Below are 14,169 nucleotides of genomic sequence, written 5' to 3'. Positions count from 1 at the left end.
TGATGGCATTTGAAAGCTTGGCAGACAAACTGCAGAATGTGTTTAAAAACCTGACAGGCAAGGGACGACTCAGCGAGAGCGACGTAAAAGCCGGGCTCAAAGAAGTCAAGATGGCCCTTCTGGAAGCGGATGTAAGCTTCAAGGTAGTAAAACAGTTTATCAGTTCTGTACAGGAACGGGCGATTGGAACAGACGTTTTAAATGGCCTGAATCCTGGACAGATGGTAATAAAGATTGTCAACGACGAGCTGGTCAAGCTGATGGGCTCCGAGATGACAGAGATTGCGTTAAAACCGGGCAATGAGATTACCGTCATCATGATGGCAGGTCTCCAGGGTGCTGGTAAGACGACCACGACGGCAAAGATTGCCGGAAAGCTCAAGGCAAAGGGAAGAAACCCATTGCTGGTAGCATGTGATGTCTACCGACCGGCGGCAATCGAACAGCTGCAGAAAAATGGTGAAAAACAGGGTGTTCCCGTATTTGCGATGGGAACGAACCACAAACCGGTCAATATCGCAAAGGCGGCGGTTGAGCACGCAGCGAAAAATGGCAACAATGTGGTTATCATCGATACAGCCGGTCGTCTCCACATCGATGAAGCGATGATGGATGAGCTGGTTGAGATCAAAGAGAATGTGGACGTCTATCAGACACTTCTCGTTGTAGATGCCATGACTGGTCAGGATGCAGTCAATGTAGCGAGCATGTTTAATGACAAAATCGGCATTGACGGTGTAGTTCTGACAAAGATGGATGGCGATACGCGAGGCGGTGCGGCTCTTTCTATCAAGGCGGTAACCGGAAAACCGATTCTCTATGTCGGTATGGGTGAGAAGCTTTCCGATTTGGAACAGTTTTACCCGGACCGTATGGCTTCCCGAATCTTAGGCATGGGCGATGTCCTTTCCATCATCGACAAAGCATCTGCTGTGATCGACGAGGAGAAGGCAAAAGAACTCGGTCGCAAGATTAAGAAGGCAGAATTTGATTACAACGACTTCCTCGATCAGATGAACCAGATCAAGAAAATGGGCGGTATGGCGAGCATCATGAGCATGATGCCGGGTATGGGACAGCTTAAAGGTCTGGATTTAGATGAAAATGAGAAGACGATGGGACGCGTGGAGGCGATCATCCTTTCGATGACAGCCGAAGAGCGGCGCAACCCGGATCTGATGAATCCGTCCCGCAAGAAACGAATCGCACAGGGCGCAGGCGTGGACATCGCAGAAGTCAACCGCCTGGTAAAACAGTTCGGAGATATGAAAAAGCTGATGAAACAGCTTCCGGGTATGGCAGGCGGCGGAAAACGCAAGGGTCTTGGCGGACTCGGCGGTATGCTTGGAAAGATGAAGCTGCCGTTTTAAACAAGTGTTAGTAGATGCAGTGTGCATTAGCTATATTTTATAATTTAAGGAAATAAGGAAAATTTCAGGAGGTAATTTAAAATGGTAAAGATGAGATTAAGAAGAATGGGTCAGAAGAAAGCTCCTTTCTATAGAATTATTGTTGCAGATTCCAGATCCCCGAGAGATGGCAGATTCATCGAGGAGATCGGTATCTACGATCCGAACACAGAGCCGAGCACTCTGAAATTCGACGAGGAAGCTGCTAAGAAATGGTTAGCAACAGGCGCTCAGCCGACAGAGACTGTTGGTAAACTCTTAAAGATCGCTGGTATCCAGTAAATCAAGCATACTGACCTGTGAGGTGCAAAGGTATGAAAGAATTAGTAGAAGTTATCGCGAAAGCACTGGTTGAGAACCCGGACGAGGTAGTGGTTACAGAATCGGTCAAAGACGATGAGACTGTAATCGAGCTTTCCGTTGCACCGGCCGATATGGGTAAGGTAATTGGAAAACAGGGTCGTATCGCGAAAGCGATTCGCTCGGTTGTCAAGGCGGCTTCATCCAAGGAAGACAAGAAAGTTATTGTAGAGATTCAGTAATACAGACGAAGCTGAAAAGCCGGCTGCCTGAAAGGGTGTCCGGCTTTTTTATTTCATAGGAAATTGCGTCCTATGAAATAAAAAAATGTATTTTATACAGGAGGATTACAGAATGGTTGATTATCTGAGAGTTGGTGTAATTACGTCCCCGCATGGTCTGCGCGGAGATGTGAAAGTATTCCCTACCACCGATGATGTGAATCGCTTTAAAAAATTAAAAAAAGCGTATATCGACACTGGAAAAGAAAAAATGCCGGTAACCGTGGAACAGGCGCGTTTTTTCAAAAATATGGTCATTCTTAAATTTAAAGAGATGAACCGGATTGAGGACTGCGAGCCGTTCCGTAATAAGGATATTCTGATCACCCGCGATCAGGCGGTGAAACTGAATCCGGATGAGAATTTCATTGCCGATCTGATTGGTCTGAAAGTGCTGACGGACGAGGGCGAGGAGTTCGGTACGGTGAAAGATATCCTTCAGACAGCAGCTAATGACGTGTATCTGATCGAAGGACCTGAGGGCAAAGAATACCTCTTCCCGTCCATCAAGGAATGCATCCTGAATGTCGATCTGGAGGCTGGCACCGTAACGGTACATATCATGGACGGGCTTCTGGATCTGTAAATGGAATGACAATCCTAAAATAAAAGTACCGTTGTGAAAGTGCTGTATAAATATAGGAGAAACGGATGAATTTTCATATTCTGACCCTGTTCCCGGAGATGGTAATGGGGGGACTGAACACAAGTATTACGGGGCGTGCGATTGACAAAGGGCTGATCTCGGTTGAGGCGATCAATATCCGCGATTACTCGAAGGACAAACACCATCATGTAGATGATGCGCCCTATGGCGGCGGCGCCGGTATGGTGATGCAGCCGGAACCGATTTACGATGCATATGAAGACCTGGCGGCGCGCACCGGAAAACGTCCGCGCGTGATCTATCTGACTCCGCAGGGGCAGGTTTTCAACCAGAAAATCGCGGAAGAACTGGCGAAAGAAGAGGATCTGGTGTTCCTCTGCGGGCATTATGAGGGGATCGATGAGCGCGCGTTAGAGCTGGTTGTGACCGACTATCTCTCCATCGGCGATTATGTCCTGACGGGCGGTGAGCTTCCGGCGATGGTTATGATCGACTGCATTTCCCGTCTGGTGCCTGGTGTGTTAAATAATGACGTATCCGCGGAATTTGAGTCATTTCACGACAATTTGCTGGAATATCCACAGTACACCCGCCCGGTTGTATTCATGGATAAGGCGGTCCCGGACATACTTCTGACCGGGCATCACAAAAATATCGAGACCTGGCGCCGTCAGAAATCGATCGAACGGACGCTGGAACGCCGACCGGACCTTTTAAAGGATGCGGTTCTGGATAAGAAAGAGAAGAAATATCTGGAAGAGCTGATTCGTCAGAAAGAGGAAAAAGAAACAAAAAAACTCTAAAAAAGAGAGCAGAAAGTCCTTGCAAATCAAGGATTTCTATGATAAAATCATATTCTGTGAAATAAAGAGATGTTCCGCTGTTACAGGAAGCACGTTTTTACGGGATAAAAGATCGTATTAAGAACATCAAAGATTTTAAAGGAGGTTCACAAAGATGAACGAGATTATTAAGAACATTGAAGCAGCTCAGTTAAAGGAAATCGTTCCGAGTTTCAACGTAGGCGATACAGTACGTGTATCTGCTAAGATCAAAGAGGGAAACCGCGAGAGAATTCAGGTTTTCGAGGGAACTGTTATTAAGAGACAGAACGGCGGCGTTCGCGAGACTTTCACTGTTAGAAAGAGCTCCAACGGTGTTGGTGTAGAGAAGACCTGGCCGTTACATTCTCCGTCTGTAGAGAACGTTGAAGTAGTAAGAAGAGGTAAAGTAAGAAGAGCAAAACTGAACTACCTGAGATCCAGAATCGGCAAGGCAGCGAAGGTAAAAGAGTTAGTAAAATAATTTCTGAAGCGGATGGGGCTGCTGTACAGGTCAGCCCGCTGTGCATCCGGATATGCGGTTATGTGTGTCCGGCGCGGCGGGAGGAGCTGTGCAGCAGCTTTTTTTCGTGTAATAGGAAATTCCTTGTGATTCCCTATTATAAAAAAGAATGTGCCCTGGCACATTCTCGCGCCGAGCGCGGTCGCTTGCGACATGAGCGATGATTCATGGGGAATGGATAGAGAGGGAGTGACATATGGAGCTGAAAGAGGATAAAAACCGCATCCGTCTGGTGGTTGGATGGATCGTGGATATCGCGGTGGTAATTTCGATCGCGTGGTTCGCCGTGTTTGCGATGGGGACACAGATACGGGTGAGCGGTCAATCAATGGAACCGGTGTTGTCGCAGAACGAAAAGGTTCTGATGAACCGCCTGAGTTACCGCGTGATGCGCCCAAAGCGCTATGACATTATTGTATTTGAAAAAGAAACGGGAAATTACAATATAAAACGCGTCATTGGACTGCCAGGTGAGACGGTGCAGATCAAGGACGGTTATATTTACATTAATAATGAAAAATTAGACGCCCCGAACGACTTGGGTAAGGCGGCTCTGGCTGGACTGGCGGAATATCCGATTAGTCTGGATAAAAACGAATATTTTCTGCTGGGTGACAACCGCTCCGGCAGTGAGGACAGCCGCTTTTCCAATGTGGGAAATGTGAAGTTCCGGCAGATCAAAGGAAAGGTCTGGCTGCGGATCCAGCCGGTTAGCCGGTTTGGGTTGATTTCGTCGAGATAGGTTCTAAGAAAGGAAGAAAATTTCATGCAGATACAATGGTACCCTGGACATATGACAAAGGCAAAAAGAGCCATGAAGGAAGATATCAAGCTGATCGATCTGGTGATTGAGCTGGTGGATGCGCGCGTGCCGCTCGGCAGCCGCAACCCGGATATTGATGAGCTTGCGAAGGGAAAGGGACGGATTGTCCTTTTAAATAAGGCGGATCTGGCGGACGACGGCTGTACAGAGCGCTGGATCGCATGGTTTAAGGAGCAGGGCATCCATGCACTCCGCATCAACGCGCGCAGCGGCATGGGAATGAAGCAGATCCAGCCGCTGGTGCAGGAGGCATGCAAGGAGAAAATTGAGCGTGACCGCCGCCGCGGTATCAAAAACCGCCCGGTGCGGACGATGGTAGTCGGCATTCCGAATGTCGGAAAATCGACCTTTATCAATTCCTTTGCCGGAAAAGCCTGCGCCAAGACTGGAAATAAACCGGGTGTTACCAAGGGAAACCAGTGGATCCGCTTAAATAAGACACTGGAACTTCTCGATACGCCGGGAATCCTCTGGCCGAAATTTGAAGATCCGAATGTGGGACTGTGCCTTGCATTTATCGGCTCGATCAACGATGAGATTCTGGATAAGGAAGAGCTGGCAGCCGAGCTGATCAAAAATATGTCCGGACGTTACGGAAAGCGCCTGGAAGAGCGGTATGGTGTGACGCTGGTTGAGAATACGGCTGGGGACGGCGAAGATACAAAAAAAGCCTGGGAAATTCTGCGTGAAATCGCAAGGGCACGTTCCTGTCTTTTAAAGGGCAGCGAGCTGGATACGAAAAAAGCGGCTGGCTTCCTATTAGATGACTTCCGCAGCGGCAAACTGGGGCGCGTGACGCTGGAAGTGCCGGAGGTATAGGAAAACATGAGAAAACTAACAGGAGAAAAACTGGAAGCAGAACTGGCGCGTCTCGAAGGAATGCGCGCCTATGAACATCAGTACGAAAGTGCAGGGATCGTCTGCGGCATTGATGAGGCGGGCAGAGGTCCATTAGCCGGTCCGGTGGTGGCGGCGGTCGCGGTACTTCCGAAAGACTGTACGATTCTGCGGCTGAACGATTCCAAAAAATTGTCGGAAAAATGCCGGGAAGAATTATTTCTGGAAATCAAAGAAAAGGCAGCTGCCTACGGAATTGGAATTGTAAGCCCGGAGGTGATCGATTCCATCAATATTTTGCAGGCGACCTATGAAGCAATGCGTCAGGCAGTCGCACAGCTTCCGCAGGAGCCGGATATCTTTTTAAATGACGCGGTCATCATTCCGGGGATTTCGGAGGGAAAGCAGATTAAGATTATCAAGGGCGATGCAAAAAGTGTCTCGATCGCGGCAGCCAGTATCCTGGCAAAAGTGACGAGGGATCATATGATGATGGAGTACGATAAAATCTATCCGGAATACGGGTTTGCGAAGCATAAAGGATACGGAACCAAGATGCATAACGAGGCAATTTTAACCTATGGTCCATGCCCGATCCACCGGAGAACCTTTTTGAAGAAGCTGCTGGGCGAGAAAGCCGCGATGCAGGGGATGAAATAACAGAAAGGGAGCTGAATGGGAGAAAGAAACTTTCATCTTCATGGAAATTCATTCAACCGCCGTGCCATCGGAACTGAATATGAAACTCTGGCGTGTGAATATCTCACCCGGCACGGTTATCAGATTCTCTGCCGGAATTTCCGCTGTCGCCAGGGTGAAATTGATATTATCGCAAGAGATAGAGACTACCTGGTTTTTATCGAGGTCAAATACCGCCGCGATGAACACGAAGGCGATCCGGCGGAGGCAGTGGATGCCCGCAAGCAGGCGAGGATTCTTCGTACCGCCCGGTATTATATGACGCGTTATCATATTTCCGAGGACACGCCGTGCCGGTTTGATGTGGTGGCGGTGCTTGGCAGTAACGTGAGATTAATTCGGGACGCGTTCTGGTGCGGATAATTACAAATGAGAGAATTCAAAAACTGCACAACGAGATTTGAGCAAGAGACAGAAAAAGGATGTGACAATCATGGCGCTTACCTATATACAAAAAACAGTTCATCCGGCACCAATTACCCTTCATGAGTCAAAGGGAGTGGCTTATTTTACCTTTCCGCTCTTAGAGCAGACCAGGATGGTGCGCCACGCATTTTCTACCCGGCTTGGCGGGGCGAGCAAGGGATATTTCGGGACGATGAACTTTTCGCTGACGCGTGGCGACAACCGGGACGATGTGCTTGAAAATTACCGGAAAATGGCGCGGATTTTGGGAACGGATGTGTCAAAGATGGTGCTCAGCCATCAGACGCACACGACGAATATCCGTCTTGTTACGGAAGCGGACGCTGGAAAAGGAATCTGGCGGGAACGCGATTATGAAAACATCGACGGGCTTATCACAAACGTGCCGGGGATGACGCTGGTTACATTTTTTGCGGACTGTGTACCATTATATTTTGTAGATCCGGTGCATCATGCCATCGGACTGTCGCATTCCGGCTGGAAGGGAACCGTTCACCGGATGGGACAGAAAACGATCGAGGCGATGGGAGAGGCGTTCGGCACGAAGCCGAAGGATCTGTGCGTCTGCATCGGACCGAGCATCTGCCGGGACTGTTATGAGGTCAGTGAGGATGTGGCAGACGCATTTAAAGAAGAATTTGGAGCAGAAATCAGTCAGGATGATTCAACATCCTGTTATTCCTGGAATGGGAAATCGATTCTCATGAATAAGGGGAATGGCAAGTACCAGCTTGACCTCTGGGGCGCGAACCGCCTGGTGCTCCTGGATGCCGGAATTTTGCCGGAGCATCTGGCTGTGACGAATGTATGTACGAAATGCAATCCGGATCTTTTATATTCACACCGCGTGATGGGAGATAAGAGGGGGAATCTGGCGGCATTTTTATCGCTAAAGTAAGTATACAATCTGTCTGTCAAACAAGTGAATGAATGTTTTGCAGAAAAGAACAGCAGCATGATTGAAAATCGGTCGTTCAAGTCCGGTTTTGTCAATCATGCTGCTGCCGTTTTTTCCGCCGTTTCAGCGAAGATTCAGAAGAGCCCTACGATGCCTTATTTACCAGCCATCTTTTTTTCCTGTTCCTCAATCATCTTTTTGACCATATAGCCGCCGACGGAACCAGCCTGTGCGGAGGTCAGGTTACCATTGTAGCCCTCGCTTAACGGAACGCCAATCTCATTGGCAACCTCCATCTTAAAGCGGTTCATCGCTTCCTTGGCTTCCGGTACATTGGTTTTGTTAGTGTTGTTGGAACTAGACATAACAGACGCCTCCTTTTTTGCGTGTGCCCCTTCAAACTTTCGTTTGTCCGGGTGTCTCTTTTTGTTACATTCTCAGTATGCGGATCTTAAAAGTGAAATACACTAGAAGGTTTTGTGCAAATTGACATTTTGGGGCAAAACACCCACAATGTAGGGAAAAAAGTTAGTATTGATCCGATTTTATGCTTGTATATCAGTAAAACTCATACTATAATAGAACAGATGTAGTGTTAAAAAATACGCAAACTGTTTGGTGAATTTTACGGTTGCAGTTCAAAATACATTAATATTTCTAGTAAGATGGAGAAAAATCCATGCGGGTAATAGCAGGAAGTGCCAGAAGGCTTACTTTAAAGACGATCGAGGGAATGGATACGAGACCGACGACGGACCGTATCAAAGAAACTCTTTTTAATATGATTCAGAATGATATCTATGGATGCACATTTCTCGATTTATTCAGCGGAAGCGGGGCGATCGGGATCGAAGCTTTAAGCCGCGGGGCAAAAGAAGCTGTTTTTGTGGAGAAGAATCCGAAAGCGGCGGACTGCATCCGTGACAATCTGAAAGCGGCCCGCCTAGCTGATAAGGCGACGCTGTTAAACTGTGATATTTCGGATGCATTGAAACGGATAGAAAACCGGAAGAGTGCGTTTGATTTCATTTTTATGGATCCTCCGTACAACCATCTCTGGGAGAAAGAAGTGCTTACTTATCTGGCGCATTCGTCCCTGGCAGATGAACATACGATGATCATCACAGAGGCATCGAAAGAGACCGGGTGCGGCTACCTTTCAGAACTGGGATACCATCTCGAAAAAGAGAAGATATATAAGACGAATAAACATCTGTTTATCCGAAAAGCTTGAATACCAAAGGAGAAAAAAAGATGAAAACAGCCATTTATCCGGGCAGCTTTGATCCGGTGACGCTCGGACATTTTGATATTATAAAGCGATCCTCCGAAATTTTTGATCAGGTCATCGTGGGAGTTTTGTGTAATAACGCAAAATCTCCGTTGTTTTCTGTCGAAGAACGTGTTAAGATGTTAGAGGAAGTGACAAAAGACATTCCTAACGTGGAGGTGCAGTCGTTTGACGGACTTCTGGTCGATTTCATGCGCCAGAATCACGCAAAGGTCATCGTGCGTGGTCTGCGTGCGATCACGGATTTCGAATATGAGCTGCAGCTCGCGCAGATGAACCGGGTGATTGCACCCGAAATAGATACCCTGTTTCTGACAACGAACCTTAAATACGCGTATTTAAGTTCCAGTATGGCAAAAGAGGTTGCGATGTACGGCGGAGACATTTCCGAATTTCTCGATCCGGTCATTGCAAAACAAGTACAGGAGAAATACCAGGCGCTTCAGGAAGACAGGGAATGTAAGTAAGGAGAAAAGCTATGAGCAGAATTGAACAGATCATCACAGAAATTGAAGATTATATCGACAGCTGCAAGTTTCAGCCGCTGTCCAACACGAAGATTTTAGTAAATAAAGAAGAGATTGAAGAACTGCTCGTGGAACTGCGTCTTCGCATTCCGGAGGAGATCAAGAAATATCAGAAGATCATCAGCAACCAGGATGCGATTCTGCAGGAGGCACGTTCCCAGGCAGACGCGATGGTAGCCGAGGCGACCGCCCAGACCAATGAGCTGGTTAATGAGCATGAGATCATGCAGCGTGCATATGCAGAAGCAAACAGCATTATTGAGCAGGCAAATGCACAGGCACAGCAGATCGTAGACAACGCTGTCACAGAGGCAAACAATATCCGCCAGGGTTCCGTTCAGTACACGGACGACATGCTCCGCAGCCTGCAGACCATCATCAAGCATTCGATGGAGGGCGCGCAGAGCCGTTTCGAGTCTTACATGAGTTCGATGCAGTCCAGCTACGATGTCGTATCTTCCAACCGTAATGAGCTGGCTGGCAGTGTCGTGACCGAGCCGGAGGAGAACACAGGCGCCGAGGCAGCAGCGGCCGCTACACAGGCGGCATCCGGCGAAGCAGCAGAATAAAGAGAACGAACGAGAGACTGGCGTGAACCAGTTTCCACAGTACATAATGCCGGATGGAAAGTCCGGCATTTTTTTCTCTGTCTTTTCGGCTGTCCCGTATGACTGAATTTGTCTGGGCGATCCCGGATAACCCGCCGAACGCAGCACATGCCGCCATCGCGCCGGATTGAACCGGGATACTGAATATGGCACCAGAACGGGCGATCGCATCGATGCCGGTTGTCATTTCAGCCGTCCCGATCAGAACCAGACGCAGCGTGCCGGAACAGAAGGCGTCGACAAAGGCAGCGAGGATCGAATACAGCATGATCAAACCGCCGATGCGGACCTGCAGTTCGATGCAGTCCATCAGGATGGTGTCGAAGGAAGCGGGAACGGAGACAGATGTGGATTTTGTGCGGGCAGGCTTGACAGAGCCGGTTTCTTTCGAAAAAAATCGGTTTTGAAGGCTAAAAGAAGTTACTTTATTATAAATGCATAGGAGACTTCCAACCAATAAAAGCGGCGTATATAGTGCCAGAACCAGATAGTTTGACGGAACTGCCGGGTTCAGCCTAGGTGCAGCATATCCGGCGATAAACATGGGGCTTGGCGAAGCGCTGATGGCGGTCAGAAGCCGTTTTTCATGTGCCGAAAGCAGCGATTTCCGGTTAAAATCGGCGGCAGTTTTCATTCCCATCGGGTAACCGCAGAGCAGCCCGGCAAGCAGGGCATAGCCGCTGTAGACAGACATCCCAAGATGTTTCAAAACCGGGTGAAATGGCGCTAGAAGCAGCCGGACGCCGCCGTGTTCAGCTAAAAGCTTTGAGAAGAGCATAAAGGGAAATAACGTCGGAAAGACCGTATTGAACCATAAAAGAAGTCCTTTCTGTGCCCCATCCGCAGAGAGACGCGGATGCGAGAGCAGAAGCGACAGGATAAGTGCTGGGAACAGGGCGGATAATATTTTTTTTATATATGGCATGGGAGCGCCTTTCTATCATTAAAAAGTAATATAAAGATAGATTATATATATGTAGACAGAAAATGGCTCATTCCTTTTGGAAGCCTGAAAACCGGCATACCGAACAAAGAAAGAACGAATGAGCGCGAAGAAAAAGTCTTTAGAATCACGATTATAAATGGATATACAGAGCAATAGACAAAAACAGGAGGAAAACGATTGGATTACCGAGAACTGCCGGAAGAATTTCTTGAAAAAATGAAACAATTTCTGGGGGAGGAATACCCGGAGTATCTGGCTTCGTATGAGGAAGAGCCGCGTTCAGGGCTGCGCGTCAACACGGGCAGGCTGACACCGGAACAGTTTTTAGAGATGGCACAGACGGCGGACTGGAATTTGAAACCAGTGCCGTGGACGAAGAACGGTTTTTATTATCAGGGCGAACGCCCATCCAGGCATCCGTGGTACTACGCGGGACTCTACTATTTGCAGGAACCGAGTGCGATGTCACCAGCGGCATGGCTGCCGATCAAGCCGGGCGACCGGGTTCTGGATTTGTGCGCGGCACCGGGCGGTAAAAGTACGGAACTGGCGGCGAAATTAGCCGGTACAGGTGTCCTGTTTTCCAATGATATCAGCAATTCGCGCGCAAAAGCGCTTCTTAAAAATCTGGAAATGTTCGGAGCGGGAAATATCTGTGTAACGAGCGAGGCACCGGAAAAAATGGCTGGCATCCTGCCGGAGTTTTTTGATAAGATTCTGGTCGATGCGCCGTGCTCCGGCGAAGGTATGTTCCGCCGCGATCCGTCGATGGTAAAGAGCTGGAACGAAAAAGGTCCCGATTATTATGCGCCGCTGCAGCGCCAGATTCTCGACTGTGCCGTGCAGATGCTTGCGCCGGGCGGGAAACTGGTTTATTCGACCTGTACCTTTGACAGGGACGAGGACGAGGGAACGATCGAGTATATTCTGGAGAAATATCCGCAGATGGCGGTCGTGCCGCAGAAACCGGAATATGGCTTTGAGGGAAGCCGTGGCATTGAGGGCTGTCTGAGATTGTTTCCGCACCGTCTGGAGGGCGAAGGACATTTTGTTGCGCTGTTGGAGAAGCGGGCGGAGAAACCAGACGCAAATGTCAAGAATTTGGAAAATGCCGGTGAGAAAGCATTGAGCGATCCACTTTTGGTAGAGAAAATAGAAGCGCGGTTGTGCCGTGTGGCGGAAGACGGTAAGTCCAGACAGATGGCTTCCGGAAAAGCGAAAGGGAAAATGTTTGGAAAGGGAAAAAACGTGGCGCAAAACCAGACCGCCGAGGATTTTTCCCCCCTGTTTGAGCTTCTGCGCCAGCTTCCGGTAAGAACCTGGAATCCGGAGCAATTCTACCGTGACGGCGAGCGCATCTATTACCTCCCGGCAGCGCTGGCAGGCGACAATACACGTTATTTTAAGCCGCTCCGCTGTCTGCGTACCGGACTTCTGCTCGGAGAACTGAAAAAAGGGCGGTTTGAACCATCCCAGGCGCTGGCAATGAACCTGCGGATGCAGGAATTTGTAAATTACTTAAATTTTAATGCCTCGGATGAGCGCACGATCCGCTATTTAAAGGGCGAGACATTGACAGCCGCAGAGGAAGAGGCGGCAGATGGTCTTGTACTAATCTGTGTGGATGGATTTCCGCTTGGCTGGGCGCAGAAACGGGGCGGTCAGCTTAAAAATAAATACAATCCCGGATGGAGGTGGCAGTGATGGGACAAGGTAAAAGTATACGTTTAGACCGTTTCCTGGCAGAGATGAAGCAGGGAACACGCAGTCAGGTAAAAGAGATGATCCGCAAAGGGCGGGTTCTGGTCGATGGAACCGTCTGCCGCGAGTCTGACCGAAAAATATTCCCGGACGAAACCCGGGTTACACTGGATGGACAGCCGGTTGGCTGGGCAGACACGGAATATTATATGTTAAATAAACCGCAGGGCGTCGTTTCCGCAACGGAAGACGGGCGCTATCAGACTGTCATTGACCTTATTGATGAAGCAAAGCGAAAAGACCTCTTCCCGGTCGGACGCCTCGATATTGATACGGAAGGACTGCTTCTCATCACAAACGACGGTGCGCTGGCGCATGAGCTTCTGGCACCGAAAAAACACGTGGATAAGGTCTATTTTGCACGCGTAAAGGGAACACTGAAAGAAGGAATCGAAGCGCGCTTTCAGGCAGGACTGACGCTGAAGGATGGCACACCGGTACGGCCGGCAGAGCTTGTGATCGAGAAAAAATGGAACGACGCAGGAGAAGACCTCTGCGAGGCGCGCCTGACCATCCATGAAGGAAAATTTCATCAGGTAAAGCGGATGTTTGAGGCAGAGGGCGGCGAAGTCATTTACCTGAAACGCCTTTCGATGGGACTGCTTGCCCTGGATGAGGCACTGGCGACGGGAGAGTACCGGGCGCTGACGGAAGATGAAATTAGAGCGTTAAAAGAAAGAATGCTAACCTCACAAAATTGTGTATCGAATGACGAAAATTTGTCAGACACCCAAAATAACACACCTCCTGAAATCAACTGGAACACAGTAGACGCCGTCCTCTTCGATCTCGACGGCACCCTGGTCGATTCCATGTGGATGTGGAAAGCGATCGATGTGGATTTTTTAAAGCGTTACGGCTATGACTGTCCGGAAGATCTTGAGAAGGTGATCGAGGGCATGAGCTTTTCCGAGACAGCAATCTATTTTAAAGATCGCTTCCAGCTGCCGATGACCCTGGATGAGATCAAGGCGATCTGGATTGAAATGTCGATCGATAAATACCGCCATGAGGTACCGCTGAAATCAGGTGTTGCGGAATTTCTTTCATTTTTAAAGAAAAAAGGAATCCGCATGGGAATTGCAACGAGCAATGCACAGGATATGGTAGCAGCCGTGCTGGATTCTCTGGATATCCGTTCCTATTTCGGTGTGGTGGCAACTGCCTGTGAGGTGGCAGCAGGAAAACCGGCGCCGGATATCTATCTGAAAGTAGCGGCGGATCTGGGCGTACAGCCGGAAAAATGTCTGGTATTTGAGGACGTCCCGGCGGGGATTCTGGCTGGAAAACGGGCTGGTATGCGCGTTGGCGCGGTCGAGGACGTATTTTCACTTTCCATGACCGAAGAAAAGAAAGAATTAGCTGATTTTTATATCCGGGACTACCGGGAAGTGATACAGGGGGCAAGATAA

General features: G+C 48.9%; 18 protein-coding genes. 16 read left to right on the top strand and 2 right to left on the bottom strand.

The genetic code is table 11. From position 1 onward, the window contains the following. Window positions 1-2 precede the first annotated feature (2 nt). The 11 genes from ffh (at window position 3) to pgeF (ending at window position 7,624) form a co-directional block, all read left to right on the top strand. Window positions 3-1,370 (top strand): signal recognition particle protein, encoded by a 1,368-nt coding sequence (gene ffh / locus PG862_RS03725; protein ID WP_270487088.1) that lies wholly within the window; start codon window positions 3-5, stop codon window positions 1,368-1,370. A gap of 81 nt (window positions 1,371-1,451) precedes the next feature. Then, window positions 1,452-1,691, top strand: a complete 240-nt coding sequence (gene rpsP, locus PG862_RS03720; RefSeq protein WP_022360236.1) for a 30S ribosomal protein S16 — start codon at window positions 1,452-1,454, stop codon at window positions 1,689-1,691. A 32-nt stretch (window positions 1,692-1,723) separates the two neighbouring features. Next, a complete protein-coding gene (locus PG862_RS03715) occupies window positions 1,724-1,951 on the top strand; it encodes a KH domain-containing protein (RefSeq protein WP_022360235.1) in 228 nt (75 codons plus the stop codon). A 112-nt stretch (window positions 1,952-2,063) separates the two neighbouring features. Then, window positions 2,064-2,576, top strand: coding sequence for a ribosome maturation factor RimM (gene rimM, locus PG862_RS03710; RefSeq protein WP_022360234.1), 513 nt, complete (start codon window positions 2,064-2,066; stop codon window positions 2,574-2,576). Window positions 2,577-2,641: 65 nt separating this feature from the next. Then, window positions 2,642-3,400 carry a tRNA (guanosine(37)-N1)-methyltransferase TrmD gene (gene trmD / locus PG862_RS03705; RefSeq protein ID WP_270706536.1) on the top strand — a complete coding sequence of 253 codons (759 nt, stop codon included), beginning with the start codon at window positions 2,642-2,644 and terminating at the stop codon, window positions 3,398-3,400. A gap of 154 nt (window positions 3,401-3,554) precedes the next feature. Next, window positions 3,555-3,902 carry a 50S ribosomal protein L19 gene (gene rplS / locus PG862_RS03700; protein ID WP_118467723.1) on the top strand — a complete coding sequence of 116 codons (348 nt, stop codon included), beginning with the start codon at window positions 3,555-3,557 and terminating at the stop codon, window positions 3,900-3,902. Between the two features lie 235 nt (window positions 3,903-4,137). Continuing rightward, window positions 4,138-4,683 carry a signal peptidase I gene (gene lepB / locus PG862_RS03695; RefSeq protein WP_106999916.1) on the top strand — a complete coding sequence of 182 codons (546 nt, stop codon included), beginning with the start codon at window positions 4,138-4,140 and terminating at the stop codon, window positions 4,681-4,683. Window positions 4,684-4,707: 24 nt separating this feature from the next. Then, window positions 4,708-5,583: a ribosome biogenesis GTPase YlqF gene (gene ylqF / locus PG862_RS03690; protein ID WP_022358769.1), complete on the top strand. Its 876-nt coding sequence runs from the start codon at window positions 4,708-4,710 to the stop codon at window positions 5,581-5,583. A 6-nt stretch (window positions 5,584-5,589) separates the two neighbouring features. Beyond that, window positions 5,590-6,261, top strand: a complete 672-nt coding sequence (locus PG862_RS03685; protein ID WP_270706533.1) for a ribonuclease HII — start codon at window positions 5,590-5,592, stop codon at window positions 6,259-6,261. Between the two features lie 15 nt (window positions 6,262-6,276). Continuing rightward, window positions 6,277-6,663 carry a YraN family protein gene (locus PG862_RS03680; protein ID WP_106999914.1) on the top strand — a complete coding sequence of 129 codons (387 nt, stop codon included), beginning with the start codon at window positions 6,277-6,279 and terminating at the stop codon, window positions 6,661-6,663. A 70-nt stretch (window positions 6,664-6,733) separates the two neighbouring features. Next, window positions 6,734-7,624 (top strand): peptidoglycan editing factor PgeF, encoded by an 891-nt coding sequence (pgeF, locus tag PG862_RS03675; RefSeq protein WP_118472366.1) that lies wholly within the window; start codon window positions 6,734-6,736, stop codon window positions 7,622-7,624. Between the two features lie 155 nt (window positions 7,625-7,779). Here pgeF and PG862_RS03670 read toward each other — a convergent pair whose 3' ends face one another. Next, complete coding sequence (locus tag PG862_RS03670; protein WP_022358773.1) at window positions 7,780-7,989, bottom strand: alpha/beta-type small acid-soluble spore protein; 210 nt, start codon at window positions 7,987-7,989, stop codon at window positions 7,780-7,782. 314 nt (window positions 7,990-8,303) lie between these two features. On the opposite strand from PG862_RS03670, the gene rsmD reads away from it, so the two are divergent. The 3 genes from rsmD to PG862_RS03655 are packed head-to-tail and all read left to right on the top strand — an operon-like array spanning window position 8,304 to window position 10,011. After that, complete coding sequence (gene rsmD, locus PG862_RS03665; protein WP_118467715.1) at window positions 8,304-8,858, top strand: 16S rRNA (guanine(966)-N(2))-methyltransferase RsmD; 555 nt, start codon at window positions 8,304-8,306, stop codon at window positions 8,856-8,858. A gap of 20 nt (window positions 8,859-8,878) precedes the next feature. Beyond that, window positions 8,879-9,382, top strand: a complete 504-nt coding sequence (gene coaD, locus PG862_RS03660; RefSeq protein WP_022358775.1) for a pantetheine-phosphate adenylyltransferase — start codon at window positions 8,879-8,881, stop codon at window positions 9,380-9,382. An 11-nt stretch (window positions 9,383-9,393) separates the two neighbouring features. Beyond that, entirely contained in the window at window positions 9,394-10,011 is a 618-nt protein-coding gene (locus PG862_RS03655; protein ID WP_022358776.1) for a hypothetical protein, read from the top strand. Here PG862_RS03655 and PG862_RS03650 read toward each other — a convergent pair. After that, window positions 9,977-10,975: a nucleoside recognition protein gene (locus tag PG862_RS03650; protein WP_243017793.1), complete on the bottom strand. Its 999-nt coding sequence runs from the start codon at window positions 10,973-10,975 to the stop codon at window positions 9,977-9,979. The two genes, PG862_RS03655 and PG862_RS03650, sit on opposite strands and share 35 nt — an antisense overlap. Before the next feature lie 198 nt (window positions 10,976-11,173). Here PG862_RS03650 and PG862_RS03645 point away from each other — a divergent pair, with 198 nt between their 5' ends. Both PG862_RS03645 and PG862_RS14355 read left to right on the top strand, forming a co-directional pair. Next, complete coding sequence (locus tag PG862_RS03645) at window positions 11,174-12,700, top strand: RsmB/NOP family class I SAM-dependent RNA methyltransferase (protein WP_270706530.1); 1,527 nt, start codon at window positions 11,174-11,176, stop codon at window positions 12,698-12,700. Beyond that, window positions 12,700-14,169, top strand: coding sequence for a pseudouridine synthase (locus PG862_RS14355; RefSeq protein WP_118472365.1), 1,470 nt, complete (start codon window positions 12,700-12,702; stop codon window positions 14,167-14,169). The genes PG862_RS03645 and PG862_RS14355 overlap by 1 nt, the downstream gene beginning before the upstream one ends.

It is taken from the genome of Clostridium fessum (assembly GCF_027698965.1).
Classification (GTDB): domain Bacteria; phylum Bacillota; class Clostridia; order Lachnospirales; family Lachnospiraceae; genus Otoolea; species Otoolea fessa.
Note: the sequence above shows the minus strand (reverse complement) of the source record. Positions and strands in the feature narration are given on the sequence as shown.